At 68.0% G+C, this 23225-nt stretch carries 22 protein-coding genes; 8 read left to right on the forward strand and 14 right to left on the reverse strand.

All coding sequences use genetic code 11. From position 1 onward, the window contains the following. Positions 1 to 19: 19 nt before the first annotated feature. The 3 genes from ACN20X_RS05805 to aqpZ all read right to left on the reverse strand — a co-directional run bounded on the left by ACN20X_RS05805 (position 20) and on the right by aqpZ (position 4002). On the reverse strand, positions 20 to 700 hold the full coding sequence (locus ACN20X_RS05805; protein ID WP_017407189.1) for a Fe2+-dependent dioxygenase: 681 nt from the start codon (positions 698 to 700) through the stop codon (positions 20 to 22). A gap of 133 nt (positions 701 to 833) precedes the next feature. Next, the gene (locus tag ACN20X_RS05810) at positions 834 to 3059 is read right to left on the reverse strand and encodes a TonB-dependent receptor (RefSeq protein WP_473210367.1); all 2226 of its coding nucleotides are present in this window, start codon (positions 3057 to 3059) and stop codon (positions 834 to 836) included. Between the two features lie 238 nt (positions 3060 to 3297). After that, the gene (gene aqpZ / locus ACN20X_RS05815) at positions 3298 to 4002 is read right to left on the reverse strand and encodes an aquaporin Z (RefSeq protein WP_016446578.1); all 705 of its coding nucleotides are present in this window, start codon (positions 4000 to 4002) and stop codon (positions 3298 to 3300) included. 243 nt (positions 4003 to 4245) lie between these two features. Here aqpZ and htpG point away from each other — a divergent pair, with 243 nt between their 5' ends. From htpG to ACN20X_RS05835, 4 genes are all read left to right on the forward strand, one after another. Beyond that, the gene (gene htpG, locus ACN20X_RS05820; RefSeq protein ID WP_473210368.1) at positions 4246 to 6192 is read left to right on the forward strand and encodes a molecular chaperone HtpG; all 1947 of its coding nucleotides are present in this window, start codon (positions 4246 to 4248) and stop codon (positions 6190 to 6192) included. Positions 6193 to 6557: 365 nt separating this feature from the next. Beyond that, the gene (locus ACN20X_RS05825; RefSeq protein WP_473210369.1) at positions 6558 to 10166 is read left to right on the forward strand and encodes an IPTL-CTERM sorting domain-containing protein; all 3609 of its coding nucleotides are present in this window, start codon (positions 6558 to 6560) and stop codon (positions 10164 to 10166) included. A gap of 149 nt (positions 10167 to 10315) precedes the next feature. Next, positions 10316 to 10867, forward strand: a complete 552-nt coding sequence (gene xrtH, locus ACN20X_RS05830; RefSeq protein WP_016446575.1) for an exosortase H — start codon at positions 10316 to 10318, stop codon at positions 10865 to 10867. A 10-nt stretch (positions 10868 to 10877) separates the two neighbouring features. Next, entirely contained in the window at positions 10878 to 11633 is a 756-nt protein-coding gene (locus tag ACN20X_RS05835; RefSeq protein WP_016446574.1) for an exosortase H-associated membrane protein, read from the forward strand. Positions 11634 to 11652: 19 nt separating this feature from the next. On the opposite strand, the gene ureG is transcribed toward ACN20X_RS05835, so the two are convergent. From ureG to ureE, 3 genes are read right to left on the reverse strand one after another with little or no spacing between them, the layout of a single operon-like run. Then, the gene (ureG, locus tag ACN20X_RS05840) at positions 11653 to 12294 is read right to left on the reverse strand and encodes an urease accessory protein UreG (RefSeq protein ID WP_016446573.1); all 642 of its coding nucleotides are present in this window, start codon (positions 12292 to 12294) and stop codon (positions 11653 to 11655) included. 20 nt (positions 12295 to 12314) lie between these two features. Then, positions 12315 to 13031, reverse strand: coding sequence for an urease accessory protein UreF (locus ACN20X_RS05845; protein WP_473210804.1), 717 nt, complete (start codon positions 13029 to 13031; stop codon positions 12315 to 12317). Continuing rightward, positions 13024 to 13686, reverse strand: coding sequence for an urease accessory protein UreE (gene ureE / locus ACN20X_RS05850; RefSeq protein ID WP_209799123.1), 663 nt, complete (start codon positions 13684 to 13686; stop codon positions 13024 to 13026). The genes ACN20X_RS05845 and ureE overlap by 8 nt, the downstream gene beginning before the upstream one ends. A 65-nt stretch (positions 13687 to 13751) precedes the next feature. On the opposite strand from ureE, the gene ACN20X_RS05855 reads away from it, so the two are divergent. Both ACN20X_RS05855 and ACN20X_RS05860 read left to right on the forward strand, forming a co-directional pair. Then, positions 13752 to 13979 (forward strand): AbrB/MazE/SpoVT family DNA-binding domain-containing protein, encoded by a 228-nt coding sequence (locus ACN20X_RS05855; protein ID WP_016446570.1) that lies wholly within the window; start codon positions 13752 to 13754, stop codon positions 13977 to 13979. Next, entirely contained in the window at positions 13976 to 14380 is a 405-nt protein-coding gene (locus ACN20X_RS05860) for a type II toxin-antitoxin system death-on-curing family toxin (RefSeq protein WP_034366858.1), read from the forward strand. The genes ACN20X_RS05855 and ACN20X_RS05860 overlap by 4 nt, the downstream gene beginning before the upstream one ends. Before the next feature lie 15 nt (positions 14381 to 14395). Here the strand turns inward: ACN20X_RS05860 and ureC are convergent, their stop codons facing one another. From ureC to ACN20X_RS05895, 7 genes are all read right to left on the reverse strand, one after another. Next, entirely contained in the window at positions 14396 to 16099 is a 1704-nt protein-coding gene (ureC, locus tag ACN20X_RS05865; protein WP_473210370.1) for an urease subunit alpha, read from the reverse strand. Between the two features lie 165 nt (positions 16100 to 16264). After that, complete coding sequence (locus ACN20X_RS05870) at positions 16265 to 16570, reverse strand: urease subunit beta (protein ID WP_198818700.1); 306 nt, start codon at positions 16568 to 16570, stop codon at positions 16265 to 16267. Positions 16571 to 16597: 27 nt separating this feature from the next. Further along, the gene (locus tag ACN20X_RS05875) at positions 16598 to 17221 is read right to left on the reverse strand and encodes a HupE/UreJ family protein (RefSeq protein WP_473210371.1); all 624 of its coding nucleotides are present in this window, start codon (positions 17219 to 17221) and stop codon (positions 16598 to 16600) included. Between the two features lie 158 nt (positions 17222 to 17379). Beyond that, a complete protein-coding gene (locus tag ACN20X_RS05880) occupies positions 17380 to 17682 on the reverse strand; it encodes an urease subunit gamma (protein WP_012203116.1) in 303 nt (100 codons plus the stop codon). 17 nt (positions 17683 to 17699) lie between these two features. Further along, complete coding sequence (locus tag ACN20X_RS05885; RefSeq protein ID WP_047218479.1) at positions 17700 to 18608, reverse strand: urease accessory protein UreD; 909 nt, start codon at positions 18606 to 18608, stop codon at positions 17700 to 17702. A gap of 201 nt (positions 18609 to 18809) precedes the next feature. After that, on the reverse strand, positions 18810 to 20048 hold the full coding sequence (locus ACN20X_RS05890; RefSeq protein ID WP_016446564.1) for an MFS transporter: 1239 nt from the start codon (positions 20046 to 20048) through the stop codon (positions 18810 to 18812). 46 nt (positions 20049 to 20094) lie between these two features. Continuing rightward, complete coding sequence (locus ACN20X_RS05895; RefSeq protein WP_061287165.1) at positions 20095 to 20622, reverse strand: RidA family protein; 528 nt, start codon at positions 20620 to 20622, stop codon at positions 20095 to 20097. Positions 20623 to 20751: 129 nt separating this feature from the next. On the opposite strand from ACN20X_RS05895, the gene soxR reads away from it, so the two are divergent. Beyond that, complete coding sequence (gene soxR / locus ACN20X_RS05900; protein ID WP_473210372.1) at positions 20752 to 21222, forward strand: redox-sensitive transcriptional activator SoxR; 471 nt, start codon at positions 20752 to 20754, stop codon at positions 21220 to 21222. A 28-nt stretch (positions 21223 to 21250) separates the two neighbouring features. Here the strand turns inward: soxR and ACN20X_RS05905 are convergent, their stop codons facing one another. Continuing rightward, positions 21251 to 22462, reverse strand: coding sequence for an MFS transporter (locus ACN20X_RS05905; protein WP_438831761.1), 1212 nt, complete (start codon positions 22460 to 22462; stop codon positions 21251 to 21253). Between the two features lie 272 nt (positions 22463 to 22734). Between ACN20X_RS05905 and ACN20X_RS05910 the strand changes: the two genes are divergently transcribed. Beyond that, positions 22735 to 23202, forward strand: coding sequence for a hypothetical protein (locus ACN20X_RS05910; RefSeq protein ID WP_016446560.1), 468 nt, complete (start codon positions 22735 to 22737; stop codon positions 23200 to 23202). The last annotated feature ends 23 nt before the right edge of the window (positions 23203 to 23225 follow it).

A 23225-nucleotide genomic window follows, 5' to 3' on the forward strand; every position in this document is an offset into this window, starting at 1 on the left:
CTGCCTGGCGGCTGTGCGACTAGGCCTGCGACCACATCCGCAACAGGTTGTGGTACGTGCCGGACAGCGCGGAAAGGGCGGGGTCGCCCGGGTGGCGCAGCGTCAACTGCTGGATCTGCTGGTCCAGGTCGAACAGGAGGCGGCGCTGCTCGTCCGAGGCCACGAGGCTGTGGGTCCAGAAAAAGCTGGCGTAGCGCGTGCCGCGCGTGACGGGGTTGACGCGGTGCAGGCTGGTGCCGGGGTAGACGATGGCGTCGCCTGCGGCCAGCTTCACGCTCTGGTGGCCGAAGGTGTCTTCCACGACCAGCTCGCCGCCTTCGTATTCGTCGGGCTCGCTGAGGAATACGGTGGTGGAGACATCGCTGCGCACCTTGATGGCCGTGCCGGGGATGGTGAAGATGGCATTGTCTATGTGGTTGCCATAGGTGCCGCCGCCTTCGTAGCGGTTGAAGCGCGGCGGCAGCACCTTCAGCGGCAGCGTGGCCGACATGAACAGCGCGCTGGCCCCCAGCCTGTCGAGGATGAGGTTGCCTATCGCCTGGCCGGCCTGGCTGTCCAGCGGCAGCTGCAGGTTGGCCTTGACCTGGGCCGCCAGGGGGCCGGCCGTGGCGCGGCCGTCCTGCCACGGGGCCTGCTCCAGCGCCTGGCGGCACTGGCGCACTTCGTCGGGGCTGAGCAGGGCGGGTATGCGGAGCATCATGGCAGGCGGTCCTCAGGGGCGGAATCAATGAGTGTCCCGCAAAAAAGCCCCGCAGGCGGCGATGGCCTGCGGGGCTTTGCGGTGATCTGCGCAGCGTCAAGCCGCTGCGCGTTCGCCCGGGGCGATCAGCAGATCAGTACGTCCACTTGAGCGAGGCCACGGCCGAGCGGCCTGCCGCCATGGTCGCGTAGTGGGGCGAACGCACGCCGCTGTAGTAGACCTTGTCGCCCAGGTTGTACAGGTTCAGCTGCACGGTCAGGTTGCGGTCGATCTGGTAGGCCACCATGGCGTCGTAGCGCGCATAGCCGCTGGCGCCCTTGGTGACGATGCCGCCATCCACGGTGGAGCGGATGTAGCTCTGGTTCACGCTGCTCTGGGCATAGATGCCCAGGCCCACGGTCAGCTTGGCCATGGGCTTGTAGCTGGTCCACAGGCTGAAGCTGTGCTTGGGCGTGTTGGGGAAGGGCTGGCCGTTGGCCACGTTGCCTGCGCCTGCGTTCTTCTGCTCGCTGTCCATGTAGGTGTAGCCGCCGAAGACGCTCAGGCCCGGCAGCACGCTGCCCGTGAAGCCCAGCTCCACGCCGTTGACCACCTTGTTGCCGCCCATGTAGGTGACGCCGTTTTCGGTGATGCGCGCATTGGTCACGTCGTTGCGGAACAGCGCGGCGGTCAGCGCCAGGCGCTTTTCCATCAGGTCCCACTTGGTGCCCAGCTCGAGCGAGCGGGTCTTCTCGGGCGCCAGGTTGGCCAGCTGGTCGGTGGAGATGCCCAGGTCCTCGTTGCCGTTGCCCAGCATGGAGCCGCCGGGTCGCGAGGAGGTGCCGAGGCTGGCGTAGATGCTGCCGTTGGTGGCCGGCTTGTAGACCAGGCCCAGCTGGTAGTTGAAAAGCGTGTCCGAACGGCTCAGGTCATAGGCCGGCGTGTTGCGGCCGGCGGGGCCGGAGGCGCTGAGCTTGTAGTGGTCCAGGCGCAGGCCGGCGTTGAGCAGCCACCGGTCGTTGAACTTGAGCGTGTCGAAACCGTACAGCGCCACGGTGTCGATCTTGTTGTGGCTGGGGTCGCCCAGGGTCACGGGCAGGTTCCACTGCGGGCTGCTGTCCGGGTTGTTCAGCGAGGCGCACCACAGGCTGGCGGCCGTGCACGTGGTGTTGGTGGTCTGCAGCGCGGCGGTGCGGGACTCGGCCTTTTCCTTGGACAGCTCCAGGCCGAAGGCGTAGCTGTGGCCCACGCTGCCGGTCTGTGCCTTGCCCGTGAATTCCGACAGGTTCTGCAGCGTCTTGATGTCGGCCACGCGTGCATTGCCACGGCGGAACACATAGCCATTGACGACATTGCCCTTGCTGTCGTCGGGCTGGGTCCACAGGTAGTCCTGTTCGGACTTGCTGTAGCGCAGGCTGTTGCGGAACTTGTTCGTGTCGGTGAACTTGTGCTCGACGGTGGCCGTGAACAGGTCGCTCTTTTCCTTCTCGTAGTCGCGGCTGGTCAGGCCGTACCAGTTGTCGCGGTTGCTGCCGTAGGTGGGACGCACCACGCTGCCGCCGGGCAGGCCGGCGGCCGCCGTGCTGGTGTACAGGTAGGGCACGCCGCCATCGGGAATGTTGTCGGTCTGCAGGTGCTGCCAGGACAGCGATACCTCGGTGGGCGTGCCCATGCCGAAGGTCACCGTGGGGGCGATGCCCCAGCGCTTGTTCTCGGGGCCGCTGCGGCCGGGAACGTCGGCGTCGTGCACCATGGCGTTCAGGCGCAGGCCCACGCCTTCGCCCAGCACGCGGTTGGCGTCGATGGTGGCGCGCCGGTAGCTGTCCGTGCCCAGGCCCACGTCGCCGCTGATGAAGTTCTCGTTCCTGGCCTTCTTGGTCACCAGGTTGATGGAGCCGCCAGCGCCGCCGCGGCCTGCATAGGCCGAATCGGCACCCTTGATGACCTCCACCGATTCCAGGTTGAACACTTCGCGCGTACCGGCCGCGATGTCGCGCATGCCGTCCACGAAGGTGCTGGCCTGGGCATCCATGCCGCGGATGAAGGGCTGGTCACCCGAGGGGTTGCCGCCTTCGCCGTTGCCGAAGGTGATGCCGGGCGTGGACCGCAGGGCTTCCTGCAGGCTGGTCGCGCCGGTCTGCTTGATGATTTCCTCGTTGATGACCTGCACCGTCTTGGGCGTGTCCACCAGCGGGGCCGTGAACTTGGCCGAGGAGGCGTTGTCGGTCTTCACGGGCGCTTCGGTCGAAGACGTCACGTTCACGGTGCCCAGCGTGGTGCTGGCCTGCGCAAAGGCCGGGGTGCCAGCAAGGCACAGGGCAGCGGCAAGGGCCAGCTGGGTGAGGTTCGCGGGGGGGAGGATTTGTTGGATTTTGCTCATGTTCACTCCGATGAAAGCCCGCGGATTGTTATTGCGAATCACTAGTGTTCGGTTTCTGCTTCGTAAAGTTGGCCTGTTTGCCCTGGGTAAAAGTCCTTCGCGTTGCCGCCATGCAACAAACGAAAACCGTGTTTCACCACAGGTTCAATGAAAACGCGGCTGCTGCCGGACGAAAAAAAGCGGCTGTCGCCAGCCGCCGGGGTTTGCTGCGGGGCGCCTGCTGCGCCCGTGCCTGGCCTTACTCGTCGGCCGGGTTGGACAGCAGGGCCTTGTAGATCACGGCGCCGATCAGCGCGCCCACGATGGGGGCCACCCAGAACAGCCACAGTTGCGAGACGGCGATCTCGGGACCGAACAGGGCCGGGCCCGTGCTGCGCGCGGGATTGACCGAGGTGTTGGTCACGGGAATCGAGATCAGGTGGATCAGCGTCAGGCACAGGCCGATGGCCAGCCCGCCAAAGCCGGCTGCCGCGCGCTTGGCCGTGGCGCCCAGGATGACCAGGATGAAGAAGGCCGTCATCACCACCTCGGTGACCAGGGCAGCCGTCATGCCGTAGCCGCCCGGCGAATGCGTGCCGAAGCCGTTGGTGGCAAAGCCGCCGATGTCGGCACCGGCCTTGCCCGTGGCGATCACGTAGAGAATGCCTGCGCCCGTGATGGCGCCCAGCACCTGGGACACGACGTAGCCCGGCAGCTCGCTCCAGGCAAAGCGCCCGCCCATGGCCAGGCCCACGGAGACGGCCGGGTTGAAGTGCCCGCCCGAGATGGGGCCGAAGGCATAGGCGCCGGTGACCACCGTCAGGCCGAAGGCCAGCGAGACGCCGACCAGGCCGATGCCCACCTGCGGGAAGGCGGCGGCCAGCACGGCCGCACCGCAGCCGCCCAGGGTCAGCCACAGGGTTCCGAGGAATTCTGCGGACCATTTTTGAACAGAGCTGTGCATGGGAAATCTCCTGAAACAGGCCCGCCGCTGCGCCCGGGCCCTGCGCGCACTGCCCGCCGAATGGCGGAAAGTGGCGCAGTTATAGCGCTGCGCCTGGCCTGCCGAGAGGGCAAGAAAGTGAACAATCGTCCAGAGCCTGCGTCGCCACAGGGGCGGCGGGCTCTTGAAATTGCATCCGCCGACCCGAGATGAGGGCTGATTTTTTCCCTGTTGTGAACCCATAGGACATAGGACACTGTCTGCATGAGCAAGCAAACCCATTCTTTTCAGGCCGAAGTTGCACAGCTGCTGCACCTGGTCACGCATTCGCTGTATTCCAACCCCGAGATCTTCCTGCGCGAGCTGGTCTCCAACGCATCGGACGCCTGCGACAAGCTGCGCTTCGAGGCGCTGAACAACGCCGCGCTGTATGAAGACCAGCCCAACCTGGAAGTGCGCGTGTCCTTCGACGCCGCCGCCAAGACGCTGACGATTGCCGACACCGGCATCGGCATGAGCGAGCAGGAAGCCATCGACAACCTGGGCACCATCGCCAAGAGCGGCACCAAGGCCTTCATGGAAAAGCTGTCGGGCGACCAGAAGTCGGACTCGCAGCTCATCGGCCAGTTCGGCGTGGGCTTTTACTCGGGCTACATCGTGGCCGACAAGATCACCGTGGAAACACGCCGCGCGGGCCTGCCGGCCTCCGAAGGCGTGCGCTGGACCAGCGGCGGCACGGGCGAGTTCGAGGTCGAGCAGATCGAGCGCCCCCAGCGCGGCACCAGCATCACGCTGCACCTGCGCCCCGAGGCCGAGGAGTTCCTCAATGCCTGGAAGATCAAGCAGGTCATCGGCAAGTACTCCGACCACATCAGCCTGCCCATCCTCATGGAAAAGGAGGAATGGAAGGACGGCGAGAACGACCAGCCCGGCGCCATGGTCAAGACCGGCGAGTGGGAGACCATCAACAAGGCCAGCGCGCTGTGGACGCGTCCCAAGAAGGACATCACGGCCGAGCAGTACCAGGACTTCTACAAGGCCATCAGCCACGACTTCGAGAACCCGCTGACCTGGAGCCACAACCGCGTGGAGGGCAACACCGAGTACACGCAGCTGCTGTTCATTCCGGCCAAGGCACCGTTCGATCTCTACAACCGCGACAAGAAGGCCGGCGTCAAGCTCTACGTCAAGCGCGTCTTCATCATGGATGACGCCGAGGCGCTGATGCCCGGCTACCTGCGCTTCGTCAAGGGCGTGATCGACTCGGCCGACCTGCCGCTGAACGTCAGCCGCGAGCTGCTGCAGGAAAGCCGCGACGTGCGCCTGATCCGCGACGGCTCCACCAAGCGCGTGCTGTCCATGCTGGAAGACCTGGCCAAGCACGATCGCCACGAGGCCGGCGAAGGCACGGACGGCGTCACCGACGTGGTCAGCGAAGAGGACAAGGCCAAGGAAGGCAAGTACAGCCAGTTCTACGCCGAGTTCGGCGCCGTGCTCAAGGAAGGCCTGGGCGAGGACTTCGCCAACAAGGAACGCATCGCCAAGCTGCTGCGCTTTGCCTCCACCAGCCAGGAAGACGCCATGGTCTCGCTGGCCGACTACAAGGCCCGCATGAAGGAAGGCCAGGACGCGATCTACTACATCACGGCCGACTCCCTGCCGGCAGCGCGCAACAGCCCGCAGCTCGAAGTCTTCCGCAAGAAGGGCATCGAAGTGCTGCTGATGGCCGACCGCGTGGACGAATGGGCCATGGGCTACCTGACCGACTTCGACGGCACGCCGCTGCAGTCCGTGGCCAAGGGCGCCGTGGACCTGGGCAAGCTGCAGGACGAAGAGGAAAAGAAGGCCGCCGAGGAAGCGGCCGAAGCCTTCAAGCCCCTGCTGGCCAAGCTCAAGGAGGCGCTCAAGGACAAGGCCGAGGACGTGCGCGTGTCCACGCGCCTGGTCGACTCGCCGGCCTGCCTGGTGGTGCAGGACGGCGGCATGAGCCTGCAGCTGGCGCGCCTGCTCAAGCAGGCCGGCCAGCAGGCGCCGGACGCCCGCCCCGTGCTGGAGGTCAACCCCGAGCATCCGCTGGTCAAGAAGCTGGACGGATCGGTGCATTTCCATGACCTGGCCAACATCCTTTTCGACCAGGCCGTGCTGGCCGAAGGCGGCATGCCCGAGGACCCGGCCGCCTACGTCAAGCGCGTGAACGCTCTTCTCGCGTGAGTTCCTCACAAGGATCGCCCAGGCGCATTCCATAGGCCTCAGTGCCTGCTCACTGTCGTGCCAGCGCACGGCAGACAAGCCTTCAAAGCCGGTGCCAGCCAAGCTGCCACCGGCTTTTTCACGTCTGCAATCCGTGAGGAAAACCGGTAGTCGTCGGTGGACTCACGGAAAACTCACAAATTCTTCTAAATACTCACTTTTGTCAAAAATTCCAGATCATATTTACTTTCGGTAATAAAGAACCATCATGCCTCCCTTTGGTGCGTCCGGTTGTCGGCTTTTTGACAGAGCTGTTCCAGCCGGGCACCCCGTGCGTCCGTGCCTGCGGCATTCGGCGCTGTCAACGAAGCAAAAGAGAGGTTTGTATGGCTTTCACGAGAAAGGGCTGGCTGGCGCGTGCGCTGCTGTCCGGCGGCTTGCTGGCAACAGCGGCTGCCGTGGCGGCGCCGGCCGACACCGACATCCTGGTCAACCAGGATGGTCTCTATGACGGACAGGACGCATCGGCAGGGCCTGCCGGCGGCACCTTCACCTATGTGGCCAAGGTCAGGCACAACAACATCGGTCCCGACGCCGTAGGCGTCACCCTGACCGAGGTGCTGCCCGTGGGCGCCGTGTTCCAGGGCTACAGCAGCAGCCCGGGCGGCATCACCTGCATGGCACCCGCGGCCGGCACGGTGCTCACCGCAGGCAACAACACGCTGGTCTGCAACATCGGCAACCTGGCGCCCGCCGATGGCTTCAAGTCCGTGGGCTTCGAGGTCATCCTACCGACCGTCGGCACCAACTGGCGCGCCGTGGCCAGCGCGCGCATGGCATCGCCCGACTACGACAACGACCAGAACAACACGCAGCTGGACCGCAACTTCACCACCACCGAGGCCGCCGATCTGGCCATCGCGATGGCGGCTCCCGCCAGCGTCGCCAACGGCGGCGCCTTCCAGTACGTCATCGACGTGCAGAACAAGGGCCCGTCCGAGGTCCCCGCCGGTGGCCGTACCGTGGTGCGTTTCCCCGTGCCCAACGGCGCCGTGGTCACGGGCGTGCCCTCAGGCAGCGGCTGGAGCTGCACGCCGGCCTCGGGCTATCCGCTGATCTCGGGCGAACTTAGCTGCACGCGCGGCGGCCCGGTGCTGCCAGGCGCCGTGCTGCCAGCCATCACCGTGCCGGCCATCGCCAACATGAGCGGCACCATTGCCGGCGCTGCCAGCGTCAAGGGCTACAAGGACGCCAGCACGGAGATGCCCGACGGCCAGTCCGGCAACAACACCGCCAGCGCCGCCGTGGTCTCCAGCGGCAGCGAGTTCGTGGATGTCTCGCTGCGCAAGCAGGTGGCGCCCACGGTGCTGGATGCGCTGCAGGCGACCGAGGTGACCTACACGCTGCAGCCGCGCCGCGAAGGCGGCTCCCTCGTGCCGCGCGATCTCACCGTCACCGACACCCTGCCGGCCGGCGTGACCTTCACGGGCTTCGACGGCAGCACGGCGCCCTGGCTCTGCGGCCACAACAGCGGCACCATCACCTGCACCCACGCGGGCGAGTACCCGGTGGCCGGCTACGCCAACATGCAGGCCATCCGCTTCAAGGCCAGCGTGGCTGCGGGCGGGACACCCGGCACGCAGCTGGTGAACCAGGGCGTGATCGGTGTGGCACCCGGCCTCAACGAGCCCAATACGACCAACAACACGGCCAGCGCGGCCGTGGACTTCAGCAACGATGCGCGGCTGAGGCTGGCCAAGGCAGGCCCTGGCCGCCCGGTGCTGGCAGGCCAGGAGTTCGAGTACACGATCACGGTGACCAACACCGGCCCCATGCCCGTGCTGCCGAATCAGCAGATCACCGTGACCGACAACCCCGCAGACGGCCGCATGGCCATCGTCAGCATGTCCGGTGCGGGCACCGGCGCGGGGGAATGGACCTGCACCACCCCGAGCTGCACCTCGACCGCGGGCCTGGCCGTGGGCGCCAGCCGCCAGATCAAGGTCAGGGCCAAGGTCACGCTGGCTTCGGGCCATCTGGACTTCACCAATAACGCCTCCGCTGGCGTGATCGGCCGGGACAATGCATCGGCCACCACCTCCGCGACCGTCACCGTGTCTGCCGACAAGGTGGATGTGGGCATCGTCAAGAGCGTGGTCAGCCCCGTGCCGCCGGCTGCCATCAAGAGCGGTGAGGAGGTCACCTACCAGCTGGTGGTGAAGAACCACTCGGCCAGCACGACGGTGACGAATGTCCGCGTGCGCGACGCGCTGCAGTCCCTGGTCAAGCAGACCGACGGCGTGCGCATCGTGGGCGGCAACCCGGTGGACGAGGCCGGCAATCCCGTGCCGTACACCTACCCGGGCGGCGGCTTTGTCTCCAGCCGCATCGTCTCCGGGGCCAACGCCAGCTGCGGCACGCCCACGGGCGGCGTCAACAGCGAGACGCGCGATCTGACCTGCGACATCACCTCCATGGCCCCGGAGGCCGAGGTGGTGATCGAGGTCAAGATCCGCCCCAAGCGCGCCACCACCGGCACCTATGCCAACGCGGCCTCGGCCCAGTCCCTGGACATCCATGACGCCGATCCCGGCAACGATTCCTCGACGGCCAGCATCACCGTGCAGGCCATCGCGGAAATTGCGGCGCAAAAGCAGGTCTCGCCCAAGGTGGCGGCTGCGGGCGAGCCGCTGACCTATACGGTCACGGTGCCCAACTACGGCCCCTCGTCGGCCGCCAATGTCACGCTCAAGGACGTGCTGCCTGCAGACGCCATCTTCATCGGCACGCCCACGGTCTCCGGCGGCGGCACCTGCACTCCGGCTGCCACCGATGGCGTGCAGGGCGGAACGCTGGAGTGCGCCTGGGCCAATCCGCTGCCCACAGGCGCGCAGTACACCGTGACCTACAAGATGCGCTCGCGCGGCGATCTGGCGGCCGACACGGAGATCCTCAACACGGTCGCCGTGGACACCGCCACCGAGGAACTGACCAAGGCCAACAACCAGGCCGAGGCCAAGGCCCGGCTCAAGCGTGCCGAGCTGGATGTGAACATCAGCATGCGCCACACGGCGGACGGCCTGGTGCTGGGTGAGGACACCGAATACACCATCACGGTGACCAACTCCGGACCCTCCTACGCCACCCAGGTGGTCGTGACCGACAAGTTCCCCGCATCGGGCTCCACGGCCACCTTCAGCTACCAGAACGGCCTGGCGCTGGCCGGCATTCCCGGCGCCTCCGCCTCCTGGTGTGGCGTGCAGCCGGCGCTGAACGCGACCAGCGGGCCTCTGCAGTGCACCATCCCCTCGCTGGCGCCGGGCCAGAGCATGACCATCAAGTTCAAGATGCGTGCACAGACCCTGCCCGACAAGGCATCGGGCGGCACCATCTACCACGAGGCCTCGGTCAAGCCCTTCGAGACGGAATGGCTGAGCAATGGCGGCGATGTGATCGTCAACAACACCACCACCGACCGGACCTCCACCAGCCGCCAGGGCAATGCCGTGGACCTGGGGATCGGCAAGCAGGGCCCCGCCGGCCCGCTGGACGATGGCGACACGGCCAGCTACACGCTGACCGTCACCAACTACGGCCGCGATCCGCAGTCGCCCGCGGGCGGCTCGGTGACCGACGTGTTGCCCGCAGGGCTGGAGTTCGTCTCGGCCTCGGCAGGCTGCAGCTATGCCAGCGGCACGCGCACCGTGACCTGCAGCGTGCCGCAGCTGGCCCAGGGCGGCACGGCCGTCTTCACGCTGGAGACCAAGCTGGACAAGCCCTACAAGGGCGCCCGCCCGCTGGTCAACTCGGCAACGGTCTCGGTGCCCGGTGACGGCAATCCCGACAACGACAAGAGCACGACCACCACGCCGCTCAAGCCGGGGCCGGGCGGCACGGCCAGCATTCCCACGCTGTCGCAGTGGGGCCTGATGCTGATGTCGTCCCTGCTGGCGCTGATGGCGCTGGGGACCATGCGCAGGCGCGAGCGTCGGTGATGCGCCCGTGACGACAAGGGCCGGTGGCGTGATTCACGCACCGGCCTTTGTCGTCTTTGAGCGGTCCGAAGATAATGCGAGCCTATAGAGGGACACTGTTTCGCAACCGCCAGGTCGCAAGCCCGGCAACCAACACTCCAAGACCTGCCATGCTGCGTTTCTTTCTGATCTTTCTGGCCATCCAGCTGACGATGTTCGGGCTGAACCTGCTCAGTTGGGTGCAGCAGCACATCGTGCTGCCCTGGACGGCCTTCCTGGCGCACATCTGCGCCTCGCTGGTGACCTGGTTCGACAGCACGGCCTCGGCCACGGGCAAGGTGCTGTGGAACACGGCCACGGGCTTCGGCGTCTCCATCGAGGCCGGCTGCAACGGCCTGGAGGCCTACATCGTGCTGTTTGCCGCCGTGATGGCCTTCCCCTCGTCATGGCGCCAGAAGCTGGTGGGCCTGCTGGCCGGCTTCGTGGCCGTGCAGGCCATCAACGTGCTGCGCGTCATCAGCCTGTTCTACCTGGGCCAGTGGAGCACCACGGCCTTCAACTTCGCGCATGAGTACCTCTGGCAGGCGCTGATCATGCTGGACGTGCTGGTGTTCTGGCTGCTGTGGGTGCGCTGGAGCGGCCGCAAGGCTCCGTCGCACGATGACGGCGGCCAGCCGCCGCTGCCGCCCGCCGCTGCAGCTTCCGCCGCCGTGGTCGCCTGAGGAGCAGGCCATGATCGGACGCAATCCCATCTCGCGCTTCGCGGGCCTGGCCATGGGCGGCATCGTGGTGCTGACCCTGGCCTGGACGCTGGCGGCCGGCTGGCTGGCCGTGCCGGTGTCCGGCATGAGCAAGTGGGTGCTGGAGAACGCCGCCAACGGCTGGGTGCAGCGCGTGGACCTGGAGACGCCCCGCAACCTGGTCGTCAATTCCTCGGTCCAGGTATCGAACGAGCAGACCGGCTGGCGCCGCGCCGAGGCCATTGTCGAGGTCGATCCCGCCCGCTACGGCTACGGCCTGCCGGTGCTGGTGGCCATGCTGCTGGCGGCCTGGGGGCCGGGCCGGTGGTGGCGCATCCTGGTGGGCTATGTGGCGCTGCTGCCCTTGCAGACCTTCAGCGTGGTCTCGCAGGTGCTGATGCAGCTGTGCCTTGCGGCCCGGCTTGACCTCAACGTGCTGGGCATACAGACATGGCAGCTGGAGGCCATCGTCTACGCCTACCAGATGGGCGGGCTGATGGTGCCCACGCTGTGCCCGGTGCTGCTGTGGCTGGCGCTGGACATGGGCTTTGTGCGCCGCGTGCTGCTGCCGGCCTGGAACCGCAGCCGGGCGCCTGCCGCCGCGCCCCAGCCCATGGTGGCGCCCAAGCCCTCGGCCTGGCGCCAGACCGATGGCGCCGCCACCTCCACCGGCCACCCGCTGGTGTCCTCCAGCAGCGCAGCCACCCTGCCCAAGGCCAAGGCCACCAGCGGCACGCCGCAGCGCTGAAGGCCGTGCGCGGCCGTCTTCAGGCCTGAGCGGGCATGGGCGGCAGCAGGCCGCGCTCGGTGATGAAGTCGATCACCTCGCGCAGACCCTTGCCGCTTTTCACGCTGCCCATCACATAGGGCTTGTGGGCGCGCATGCGCTGCGTGTCGGCTTCCATGATGGACAGGTTGGCGCCCACGTAGGGCGCCAGGTCGGTCTTGTTGACCACCAGCAGATCGCTCTTGGTGATGCCGGGGCCGCCCTTGCGCGGAATCTTCTCGCCGCCGGCCACGTCGATCACGTAGATGGTCAGGTCCGACAGCTCGGGGCTGAAGGTGGCGGCCAGGTTGTCGCCGCCGCTTTCGATGAAGACGATGTCCGCCTCGGGGAACTGGCGCAGCATGCGGTCCACGGCCTCGAGGTTGATGGAGGCGTCCTCGCGGATGGCCGTGTGCGGGCAGCCGCCGGTCTCCACGCCCATGATGCGTTCGGGCGGCAGGGCCTCGGCCACCGTCAGCAGGCGCTGGTCTTCCTTGGTGTAGATGTCGTTGGTGATGACCACCAGGTCGTAGTGGGCGCGCATGGCCTTGCACAGCATCTCCAGCAGCGTGGTCTTGCCGGAGCCGACCGGGCCGCCGATGCCGACGCGCAGCGGGGGGAGTTTCTTGGTGCGGGTGTTCATGGTGGACTTGGGGTGAGTGATCAGGACCGGAAGAGCCGGGAGTACTGGTGTTCGTGCCGTGCCTGCAGCACGCTCCATTGGGGCAGCATGGTGTCCAGCCGGGGCGGCGTATCGCTGGCGCGGCGGCGTGCCTCGCCCACGGCCTGCTCCAGCAGCGGATGCAGGGCCAGCAGCAGGCTCTGGCCCGCCACCTGGCCCAGCGGCACGGCCTTGATGGCGGCGGCCACCTGGTTCTCCAGCCAGGCAAAGCCATAGGCCAGCAGGGCATGGTCCTCGTCGGCATCCACGGCGGCGCAGGCACAGGCAAAGGCCGTGGGATAGGCCAGGCCCGGCCCCTCCACAAGGGCGCCCAGTTGTGCGATGCGGGGCGCAAAGGCCTCGCCGCCCCAGGGCACGGAGCGCAGCAGGCTGTGCAGCGACCAGCCCATCTGCAGTGTCTCGGCACGGGCCTCGCGGCTGTCGCGGCTGGCAATGAACCACTGGTTCCATTCGCGCACCACCCCCTCGTCGCCTGCGCTCCAGGCCCGGCGCAGCAGCAGCCACAGCGGCGCCTCGCAGCGTGCAAAGCCGTGGGCCAGCGCATCGGCAATCCAGGTGCGCGCCGTGCCGGCATCCGTGACCAGGCCGTGCTCGATGGCGGCCTCCAGCCCCTGCGAATAGCTGAAGCCGCCCACGGGCAGCTGGGGCGATGCCAGGTGCAGCAGGGCGCACAGGCCCTGCATCGACAGGTCAGCCATGAGGATGGTCGTGGCCGTGCCCGTGTCCGCAGCAGCCTTTGTGATCATGGTCATGGTCATGGCTGTGTTCGTGGCCATGTTCATGCCCGTGGGAATGATCGTGTGAATGTTCGTGGGAATGGCCGTGTGCGTGCCCATGGTCATGCAGCGCATACACGCTCTGCGCCAGCGCCTGGTCCTCGGCAAAGCTGGCGTCATGGCCGTGGCGGTGGCCGCCGCCATAGGCGCCGGCCTCGGGCTCGAAGGGCGCATCCACCAGGGCCACCTGCGCACCCAGGCGCAGCAGCATGTCGTGCAGCACGGGGTCGTTTTCCAGGTGCAGGTGCGTGGGCGTGACCTCCACCGGGATATGCCGGTTGCCCAAGTGGTAGGCCGCACGCAGCAGGCCCAGTGGCGTGGCCGCCGTCACGCGCAACACCGCCTGGGGCGCCGCGCGCACGGCGACCAGGCTGCCATCCTCGGCCACCAGCACGTCGCCGCCGCGCAGCACGCTGCCGCGCGCCAGCACCACGGCCAGCTCGCGCCCCGTGGAATCGATGGCCGCAAAGCGGCTCTTCTGGCGCATGTCCCAGTCCAGTTCCAGCGTGGCGGCGCGCCTGACCAGCACGGCGGCAAGGCCGCCGCCCTGGGGCATGTGTTTGTTGACGGTGAGCATGAATTGTTTCGTATTAACGTTCGTTATAACATTGCGAAGTCAATGACTTCCCTGGAGATTCCATCATGACCACTCTCAAACTCACCCAGGTCGGCAATTCCGTGGGCTTGATCCTGCCCAAGGAGATTCTGGCGAAGCTGAACCTGGGCAAAGGCGACACGGTGTATCTGACCGAGGTTGCCGACGGTGGCATCAAGCTTTCTCCGTATGACGAGGACTTCGGGCAGCAGATGGATGCAGCGCGCCTGATCATGAAAAAGCGGCGTGGTGTTTTGCGTGAGCTGGCGAAATGACCGGGAACATGCAGGTTTGGGTCTGGCTCAGCGAGGCCGTCATGCTGGCTGTTCACGAAGAGCAACTGACCGAGCATGGTGGCCCGGCGGGCGTGCGTGATGCCGGGTTGCTGGCATCCGCCCTGGCCAGGCCACGCCATCTGGCCGCTTATGGGGCGCCTGATGCGGCCGAGCTGGCAGCCAGCTATGGCTTTGGCATCGCGCGCAACCATCCCTTTGCGGATGGCAATAAACGCACAGCCTTTGTGGCGACCGAGCTGTTTCTCCATCTCAATGGCTGGGAATTGACGGCGGGTGACGAGTCCTGTGTGCTGACCATGGTGGCCTTGGCCGCAGGCGAACTGGACGAGGCCGGGTTCGCCCTCTGGATACGTGAGCACAGTGCGCCCTTGCCCCGCTGACCCCATTGCTCCCCCTTAAAAAAGAAAATACCGCTGCGCCATCGGCAGATCGGTGGCGGGCTCGCAGGTCAGCAGCTGGCCGTCGGCCACGACCTGGTAGGTCTCGGGATCGACGCTGATGTCGGGCTGCCAGTCGTTGTGCACCATGTCGCGCTTGCTGACGCTGCGGCAGTTTTCCACGGCCACGGTGCGCTTGCGCAGGCCGTAGCGGTCGGCCACGCCGGCCTGCTGGGCGGCCTGCGAGACGAAGGTGAGGCTGGCCGCCGCCACGCCGCTGCCCTGGCCCGCGAACATGGGGCGGTAGTGCACGGGCTGGGGCGTGGGGATGCTGGCGTTGGGGTCGCCCATGGCGGCGCTGGCGATGCTGCCACCCTTGAGGATGAGGCTGGGCTTGACGCCGAAGAACGCAGGCCGCCACAGCACCAGGTCGGCCAGCTTGCCGACCTCGACCGAGCCCACGACATGGGCGATGCCATGCGTGCGTGCGGGGTTGATGGTGTACTTGGCCACGTAGCGCTTGACACGGAAGTTGTCGTGGCGCGCGTTGTCGCCCGGCAGGCTGCCGCGCTGGACCTTCATCTTGTGCGCGGTCTGCCAGGTGCGCAGCACGACCTCGCCCACGCGGCCCATGGCCTGGCTGTCGCTGGAGATCATGGAGAAGGCGCCCAGGTCGTGCAGCACGTCCTCGGCGGCGATGGTCTCGCGGCGGATGCGGCTTTCGGCGAAGGCGATGTCCTCGGCAATCGAGGCGTCCAGGTGGTGGCAGACCATGAGCATGTCCAGGTGCTCGTCCAGCGTGTTCACCGTGTAGGGCCGCGTGGGGTTGGTGGACGAGGGCAGCACGTTGGCCTCGCCGCAGACCTTGATGATGTCGGGCGCGTGGCCGCCGCCCGCGCCTTCGGTGTGGTAGGTGTGGATGGTGCGGCCCTTGAAGGCGGCCACCGTGGCCTCGACGAAGCCGCCCTCGTTGAGCGTGTCGGTGTGGATGGCGACCTGGGTGTCGGTCTCGTCAGCCACGCCCAGGCAGCAGTCGATGGCGGCGGGCGTCGATCCCCAGTCCTCGTGCAGCTTCAGGCCGATGGCGCCTGCCGCGATCTGCTCGCGCAGCGGCGCGGCCTGGCTGGCGTTGCCCTTGCCCAGCAGGCCGATGTTCATGGGGTAGCCGTCCACGGCCTGCAGCATGCGCTCCATGTGCCAGGGGCCGGGCGTGACCGTGGTGGCGAAGGTGCCCGTGGCCGGGCCCGTGCCGCCGCCGATCATGGTGGTCACGCCGCTGGTCAGCGCCTCGTCGATCTGCTGCGGGCAGATGAAGTGGATGTGCGTGTCGATGCCACCGGCCGTGACGATCATGCCCTCGCCCGCAATGATTTCCGTGCCGGGGCCGATGACGATGGTCACGCCCGGCTGCATGTCCGGGTTGCCGGCCTTGCCTATGCCTGCGATCAGCCCGTTCTTGATGGCGATGTCGGCCTTGACGATGCCCCAGTGGTCGATGATCACGGCATTGGTGATGACGGTGTCGGCGCAGTCGGCGGCCATGCGCTGGCTCTGGCCCATGCCGTCGCGGATGACCTTGCCGCCGCCGAACTTGACCTCTTCGCCGTAGATCGTGTGGTCCTTCTCGATCTCGATGACCAGGGCCGTGTCGGCCAGCCGCAGGCGGTCGCCCACGGTGGGGCCGAACATCTCGGCATAGGCCTGGCGCGTGATGCTTGCCATAGCATTCCCTTTCTGTTGTCTACGACGCTATGCGTTGCTCGTTGTACTTAAAACCGGCGTGGTCCAACCCGGGGACACCGAGGAAGGGCCGCCCCGCACCGAGGGTGTCGTCCCCCTCCCGCGAAGCGAGAGAGGGGGAAGCGGCGTAGCCGCTCAGGGGGTACTTCAAAGCCTGCCCATCACCTTGGCGTTGAAGCCATAGATGATGCGGTCGCCGGAGATTTCCACCAGTTCCACCGTGCGTTCCTGGCCCGGCTCGAAGCGCACGGCCGTGCCGGCCGCGATGTTCAGCCGCCAGCCGCGTGCGGCGGCGCGGTCGAAGTGCAGGGCCTCGTTGACCTCGAAGAAGTGAAAGTGCGAGCCCACCTGCACGGGCCGGTCGCCGGTGTTGGTGACCGTGAGGGTCTGCACGGGCCGGCCTGCGTTCAGCAGGATCTCGCCGGGCTCGGCCAGCAGTTCGCCGGGGGTGATGCGCTCGGTCATGTGCGGCTCCCGCGCTCAGCCTGCCAGGGCTGCTGCGCCATAGCCCATGGCGGCCACGCCGGCCAGGCGTGCGGCCCAGGCCGATGCCGTGCCGCCGCGCATGGCCCGGCCAAAGGCCACGCCCAGCGCATGCAGCACCAGCGTGGTGGCGACCATGCCCGCCATGTAGGCCCAGAACACGGCTGCGGGCAGCGCGTGGGGGAAGACCTCGCCATGCGCGTATCCGTGGAACAGCGCGAAGGCGCCGGCCAGCACCATGGCCAGGGCCACGGGCAGGCGGCGCTGGGCCACCAGCAGCAGGCCGAAGGCCAGCAGCGAGGCGGCCACCATGGGCTCGACGGCCGGCAGCTCCAGCGGGGTCTGCGTCAGCGCCAGGCCCAGCGCCATGCATGCGGCAAAGGCCACGGGCGGCAGCCACTGGCGCTGGAGCATCAGCCCGCACCACAGGCCCAGCGCCAGCATGGCCAGCAGATGGTCCAGGCCCGCAATGGGATGGGACAGCCCGGCCATCAGGGCCTGCATGGCGCCGTCGCCGGCATGCAGGTGGGCGCCGGCCCCCGTATGGGCGCTGGCAGCCGTGGCGGCGGCCAGCAGGGCCGGGGCGAGCAGGTAGTTGAAAGTGTTGCGGAATCTGAACATGGAGATCTCCTTGATCGCTATCGAGACTGGATCTGCCCACGGCACAAGCGGATGCAGCGGGCTGGTTGGGGGTGCCCAGCAAGGGCCTAAGCTGGCCGCGCCGCCCCGCAGCGATGGCGCCGTCCCCCTTGGGGGAAGCGGCGTAGCCGCTCAGGGGGTCAAACTATTGGGTGATGAACGGTGACCAGCTTGGTGCCGTCCGGGAAAGTGGCTTCGACCTGGATGTCCGGGATCATTTCTGGAATGCCCTCCATCACATCGGCGCGCGTCAGCACCGTGGTGCCCAGGTGCATGAGCTCGGCCACGGTCCTGCCGTCGCGCGCCCACTCCAGCACGGCGGCGCTGATCAGCGCCACGGCCTCGGGGTAGTTGAGCTTCAGGCCGCGCGCCTTGCGCCGCTCGGCCACCAGGGCTGCGGTGAACAGCAGCAGCTTGTCTTTTTCACGCGGGGTGAGTTCCATGGATGAGTCTCCGTTGATCAGGTGGCCCAGAGGCGGGGAGGGCGGGCAGGCATGTCCAGCAGTGCGGGGCGCAGCAGGCGCCAGCCTTCATGCAGCACGGCCCGTGCCGCCTCCATGCGGCGGGCAAGCACGCGCAGCAGCAGCACCGAGGGCGCGCCGCCCTGGCCGGCCAGCAGGCTGGCGCCGGCGCGCACTTCGTCGCTCCAGGGCAGGCTGGCGGCCAGTTGCTCGCTCAATGGCTCCATGGCCGCCAGGGGTTCCGGGGCCACGGCCCAGAGGCTGGCCTGTATGGGCAAGCCTGCCCAGGCAACCGGGCTGGACAGCAGGGCATGGCCGCAGTGCAGCTCGCCCTGTTCCAGCCACAGTGGCAGGCCCGCATGGGTCAGCCGGTTGTGAAGCTGTAGCCGCGCAGGCGGTGCGTCGGCATGGTTCCAGTGCTCGCCTGCGCCATAGCGGCCCAGCACCGTGGCGTCCCAGCCGATGGCGCGCGCGCCCGGCGCAAGCTCCAGGTCCAGCGCCATGGTGGCGTCGGCACCGGCAAACAGCATGTTTTCCTGCGGCAGCCATTCCAGGATGGCGCCTTCTTCCACGCGCAGCCGCACGCGCTGCGCGGCCGGGCGGCCCTGGGACTTGTACCAGCGCGTGGCGCCTGGCGTGGTCAGCAGGGCGTGGGCGCCGGGCTCCACGGTCACATCGATCTGCAACTGGTCGCCGCCGGCCACGCCGCCGGGCGGATGCAGCAGCACGGCATGGCAGATGCCGGGGCCTTCGGGGTGCAGCGGCTTTTGCACGCGCAGCGGGCCGCTGTGGCGTGCGTGGGAAAGCACGCTGCCCTGGCCGGCGCGGTGCCCGAAGCGCAGCTCCAGCATGGCCTGCCAGCCCGAGGCGGACGTGGGCACGGCGGTGATCGGTAGCGCTGCGGACATGGGCGGGGCGGACGGTACAGGGCGTGTGGGTGGTAACGGCCTTCCGTCATGCATTTAGCGTGCCAATCCGGTGCAGTGGCGGCTGCGCCCTGCTGGTGCGCTGGTGCATCGGATTGGTGCGTGCGCTGCCATGCGCGGGGCGGAATGCGGCACGCTTGCGGTGCATTCCTGCGCCGCCGTGCCGCAGGTTGGTGCGATGCCCTACGCCCGTGCCTTGGCTTGGCGCGCCAGGCTTCTGTCCCAGGCGACCACGGCCAGCGTGCACAGGCTCAGGGCCAGGCCTGCAACGCCGGCACCCGTCCATCCCCAGTGCAGCCACACCGTCGAGCCCACGGCTGAGCCCAGCGAGGCGCCGATGAAGTACCCCGTCATGTAGACCGCATTGATGCGCGATCGCGCCGAAGGCGCCAGCGCGTAGATCACGTTCTGGTTGCTGATGTGCAGGGCCTGCAGCGCAGCATCGACGATGAGCAGCCCCGCCAGGAACCACCACAGGCTGGTGCCGCCCAGCCATAGCGCCCCCCAGCCCGCCAGCATGAGCAGGCCGCCGGCCAGCGTGGTGCGCTGCTCCAGCCCCCGGTCGGCCAGCCGGCCGGCCATGTTGGCCATGAGGGCGCCGGCCACGCCGACCAGGCCGATGAGGCCGATCTGCGCATCGCCGAACCCGTAGCCCGGCCCGGCCAGCAGCAGCGCCATGGTGGAGAACAGCACGCTCACCGTGGCAAAGCCCATGCCGCCGATCAGCGCCCGGCTGCGCAGGCGCGGCTGCTCGCGCGCCAGCGTGAGCAGGGAGCGCATCACCGCGCCATAGCCGATGCGCTGGGCCGGCTGCGCCAGCGGCAGCGCGCGCCGCAGCAGCAGGGCCACGCCGGCCGTGGCCAGGGCACCGACCCAGTACACGGCATTCCAGCCGCCCAGGTCCGAGAGCACGCCGGCCACGCTGCGCGAGGCCAGGATGCCGATCAGCAGCCCGCTCATGACCAGGCCCACGGCGCGCCCGCTGGCGCCGGGCGCCGCAAAGCTGGCCGCCATGGGCACCAGCACCTGGGCCGCGACCGAGAACAGCCCCGTCATCAGCGTGCCCGCCGCCAGCAGCGCAAAGCTGTGCGCCATGCCGCTGGCCAGCATGCCCAGCGCGGCCAGCAGCATCAGGCCCAGCACCAGGCGGCGGCGTTCCAGCATGTCGCCCAGCGGCACGAGCAGCAGCAGTCCCAGCGCATAGGAGACCTGGGCCATGGTCACCGTCAGCGAGGCACGCGCCTCGCTGATGCCCAGGTCGATGGCGATGGAGTGCAGCAGCGGCTGGTTGAAGTAGTTGGCGCCCGCGCACAGGCCGCAGGCCGTGGCCATGAGCAGCAGGGTGCTCTGGGGCAGCACGGGCGCGGCGGTGGCCTGCATGGGCGGCGAGGGCAGGGCGGGGGCCGGGGAGGATCTGTTCATCGGACGAATGCCTGTGGTATCTGCTGATGGGTGGCAAGCGGATGGCTCAGACCCACAGCGGCGGTCGCGCCGGCTGGGCGGTGGCGGGCAGTGCGGCCACGGCATCGACCTCGATCAGCATGCCGGGCAGGGCCAGCCGGGGCACGGGGATCAGGGTGCAGGCCGGAAAGCGCGGCAGGGTATTGCTGGGGGCGCCATCGCCGGGGGAACCATCTCCCCAATGCAGGCGCACGGCGGCCTGCCAGTCGTTGAAGCGGGCCTCCGAGTGGTCCACGATGAGCAGGGTCAGCTTGACCACCTGGCCCATGTCCGCGCCCGCCGCCTGCAGCGCCAGCTTGAGGTTGGACAGCGCCTGCTGCGCCTGGTCCGCGAAGCTGTCGGGCAGGTCTCCCGCCTGGTTCTCGCCGCCCTGGCCCGAGACGAAGGCCCATTGCGCCGGCCCGTGCACGGTGACCACATGGGTGTAGCCGTTGGGCGTGGCGTCGTAGAGACCGGCGGGCTGCAGATGGTGCAGTTGCGGGGCCGTGGAAGCGGCGGGCTGTGCCGAGGCGGCTGGAAGTGCGTCGTGTTGCATGGTGGGCCTGGAGTCCGAAAGTGCGCCGGCTGGACCGGCGAGGCTTGCCAGTGTGAAACCTCAACCAAAGTTGAGGTCAAATGCAGGCCTGCTTGGACCTATTTTTCCTGCGCCTATTTTCCTGCTGCCATGAATCTGTCTTCTGCCGGTGTCACCGCGTCCGACCATGACGGGCCGGCCATCCTCTCCGTGGGCGAAGTGGCCCGGCGCAGTGGTATCTCCGTCTCGGCCCTGCATTTCTACGAGCGCCAGGGACTGATCGAGAGCCTGCGCACGCCCGGCAACCAGCGCCGCTATGCGCGTGCCGTGCTGCGGCGCGTGGCCGTCATCAGGGTGGCCCAGCGCATGGGCGTGCCGCTGGCCGAGATTGCCGAGGCGCTGCACGACCTGCCCAGCGGCCGCACACCCACGCAGGCCGATTGGAGCGCGCTGTCCGCGCGCTGGCGCCATGCGCTGGATGCGCGCATCCAGGGGCTGACCCAGCTGCGCGACCAGATCGACGGCTGCATTGGCTGCGGCTGCCTGTCCCTCAAGGTCTGCCCGCTGCGCAATGACGGCGATTGCCTGGCCAAGGACGGGCCGGGGCCGCACTTTCGCTGAACAGCCTGCGCTTGGGCGTGAACAGGTCCTAGTGTTTGGGCATGGGCAGCGTGGGCGTGCGCGTGCACATCCAGCACAGCCAGCCGGCCAGCACGCCCATGACGATGCAGTAGGCGACCAGGGCCTCGGTGATGCCGATGTGGTCCGAAAGCCAGCCCAGGCCCAGGATGGGCACGATGGTGCCCAGGTAGCCGACCACCAGGTAGGTGGACAGCAGGCCCGTGCGCGTGGCCGGTGTCGAGACCTTGTTGACGATGGACATTCCCGCCAGATTGCACAGGCCGTGGCCCGCCGCCGTGGCGATCACGCTGAGCGCGAACAGCAGGGCCGAGCCCGCAAAGCTGTTGACCAGCAGCAGGAGGTTACAGGCCACCAGGCAGGCAAAGCCCAGAATGGCCGAGCCCTTGGTCGGGCGCGGGCGCGCCAGGTACTGGAAGCCCGCCGAGAGGAACAGGATCACGCCGATGGACAGGCCCGAAACGGCCGGCCCATGCCAGGGCACCATGCGCTGCATGAAGCTGGGCGCCAGCGATGCGAACAGGCTGAACATGCCGAAGGCGCAGAACGCACACATGCCGCCCAGCGCGTAGTGGCGCGCAAAGCGGCGCTCGGGCAGGGTGATGGTGGGCATGAAATCACGCCAGTGCAGCGCACGTGCCTGGGTGGAGGCCAGCTCCGCCGGCTCGGCAATGCGCACCTGGTACAGCGCATAGATGGCCAGCAGGCCCAGCCCCAGCGAGGGGATATAGGCCGTGACCAGCGGCCAGGGCAGCCACTGCGCGATCAGCCCGCCCACCACGGGGCCCAGCCCGAAGCCGAAGGCAATGGTCAGGCTGGTCGTGGCCGCGGCACGCTGCAGGTCACCCCGGTTGTTGAGCCGGGTCATGCCCACCGAGGCCGAGGTGGTGATCAGCCCCGAAGCCACGCCGATCACCACGCGGCCCAGCGCAAAGCTGGGCACGTTCCAGGCCACGGTGGAGGCCAGCACGCCCAGCGTCATCAGGATCAGCCCGGCGCGCAGCACGGCGACAAAGCCGAAGCGGTCGGTCAGCCGGCCCAGGAACAGCAGGCTGGCCAGCGCGCCGAACATGTACGCCACGAAGATCTGCGTGATGTGGCTGGGCTGCAGCCCCCAGGCCTGCTGGTACAGCGGGTACAGCGGGCTGGCCAGGGCCGTGCCCATGACACCCACGCACATGGAAAAACACACCCACGCATAGGGCGGCCAACGGGTTTGCATAGAAAAAGGGAACGCGAAGAAGACGAAAGCGAGGGAAAGAGGCGCCGCGCAGGCCTTGCGCCCCGAGGCGCCGCGGCACTGTCCGGGAGCGCATGGAATCTGGAATGACCCGCAGGCCAATGGGTGAATTCTAAGAAACCCGCGTGTCCTGGGTGTTTCGCCGCCTCCGAGCCCCTGGCATGCACCCGGGCATACCGCTGGCATCGTGCGCCAGGCGGGCGGGTGTACCCTGTGGCCGTCCCTGTGTTTTCCCCTTGTCCTGAGAGTCCGGCATGCCAGTTCCACCCACCGCCTTCATCACCTGCCCGCCATTGCGCAAGGCGGCTGGGGCCGCGCTTGCCGCCTGCGCGCTGCTGCTGGCCGGTTGCGGCTCGGTAGGCGGCGGCGTGGGCATAGGCATTCCCGTCGGCCCGGTATCGGTGGGCGTCGGGCTGGGCAGCGGCGGGCTGAGCGCCGGTGTCGGCACGGGCGTGGGGCCGCTGGGCGTTGGCGTGGGCGTCAACCAGAGCGGCCAGGTCCTGGGCAGCGCCGGCGTGGGCGCCTCCACGGGCGTGGGCGGCGCGCGGGTGGGTGTGGGCGTGGGCTCGTCCACCGTGCTGCACGACCCGCAGCGCTCCGCCACCCAAACACCGCAGGAGCCCGCACCTGCAGCGCCCTCCCAGACCCCCGCCGGCCAGCTGCAATGGCGCGACGCCAGCGGTCAGGTCGTACCGGCCTGCCGCGTCGACGGGCGTTGCTAACGCTTAAGCGTATGCGTCGCCCT

The organism is Delftia sp. PX-1, from assembly GCF_055797465.1.

Coding starts and splice junctions, on each gene's coding strand:
- ACN20X_RS05805 (WP_017407189.1), bottom strand. CDS start 700: ATGATGCTCCGCATACCCGCCCTGCTCAGCCCCGACGAAGTGCGCCAG.
- ACN20X_RS05810 (WP_473210367.1), bottom strand. CDS start 3,059: ATGAGCAAAATCCAACAAATCCTCCCCCCCGCGAACCTCACCCAGCTG.
- aqpZ (WP_016446578.1), bottom strand. CDS start 4,002: ATGCACAGCTCTGTTCAAAAATGGTCCGCAGAATTCCTCGGAACCCTG.
- htpG (WP_473210368.1), top strand. CDS start 4,246: ATGAGCAAGCAAACCCATTCTTTTCAGGCCGAAGTTGCACAGCTGCTG.
- ACN20X_RS05825 (WP_473210369.1), top strand. CDS start 6,558: ATGGCTTTCACGAGAAAGGGCTGGCTGGCGCGTGCGCTGCTGTCCGGC.
- xrtH (WP_016446575.1), top strand. CDS start 10,316: ATGCTGCGTTTCTTTCTGATCTTTCTGGCCATCCAGCTGACGATGTTC.
- ACN20X_RS05835 (WP_016446574.1), top strand. CDS start 10,878: ATGATCGGACGCAATCCCATCTCGCGCTTCGCGGGCCTGGCCATGGGC.
- ureG (WP_016446573.1), bottom strand. CDS start 12,294: ATGAACACCCGCACCAAGAAACTCCCCCCGCTGCGCGTCGGCATCGGC.
- ACN20X_RS05845 (WP_473210804.1), bottom strand. CDS start 13,031: ATGGCTGACCTGTCGATGCAGGGCCTGTGCGCCCTGCTGCACCTGGCA.
- ureE (WP_209799123.1), bottom strand. CDS start 13,686: ATGCTCACCGTCAACAAACACATGCCCCAGGGCGGCGGCCTTGCCGCC.
- ACN20X_RS05855 (WP_016446570.1), top strand. CDS start 13,752: ATGACCACTCTCAAACTCACCCAGGTCGGCAATTCCGTGGGCTTGATC.
- ACN20X_RS05860 (WP_034366858.1), top strand. CDS start 13,976: ATGACCGGGAACATGCAGGTTTGGGTCTGGCTCAGCGAGGCCGTCATG.
- ureC (WP_473210370.1), bottom strand. CDS start 16,099: ATGGCAAGCATCACGCGCCAGGCCTATGCCGAGATGTTCGGCCCCACC.
- ACN20X_RS05875 (WP_473210371.1), bottom strand. CDS start 17,221: ATGTTCAGATTCCGCAACACTTTCAACTACCTGCTCGCCCCGGCCCTG.
- ACN20X_RS05880 (WP_012203116.1), bottom strand. CDS start 17,682: ATGGAACTCACCCCGCGTGAAAAAGACAAGCTGCTGCTGTTCACCGCA.
- ACN20X_RS05885 (WP_047218479.1), bottom strand. CDS start 18,608: ATGTCCGCAGCGCTACCGATCACCGCCGTGCCCACGTCCGCCTCGGGC.
- ACN20X_RS05890 (WP_016446564.1), bottom strand. CDS start 20,048: ATGAACAGATCCTCCCCGGCCCCCGCCCTGCCCTCGCCGCCCATGCAG.
- ACN20X_RS05895 (WP_061287165.1), bottom strand. CDS start 20,622: ATGCAACACGACGCACTTCCAGCCGCCTCGGCACAGCCCGCCGCTTCC.
- soxR (WP_473210372.1), top strand. CDS start 20,752: ATGAATCTGTCTTCTGCCGGTGTCACCGCGTCCGACCATGACGGGCCG.
- ACN20X_RS05905 (WP_438831761.1), bottom strand. CDS start 22,462: ATGCAAACCCGTTGGCCGCCCTATGCGTGGGTGTGTTTTTCCATGTGC.
- ACN20X_RS05910 (WP_016446560.1), top strand. CDS start 22,735: ATGCCAGTTCCACCCACCGCCTTCATCACCTGCCCGCCATTGCGCAAG.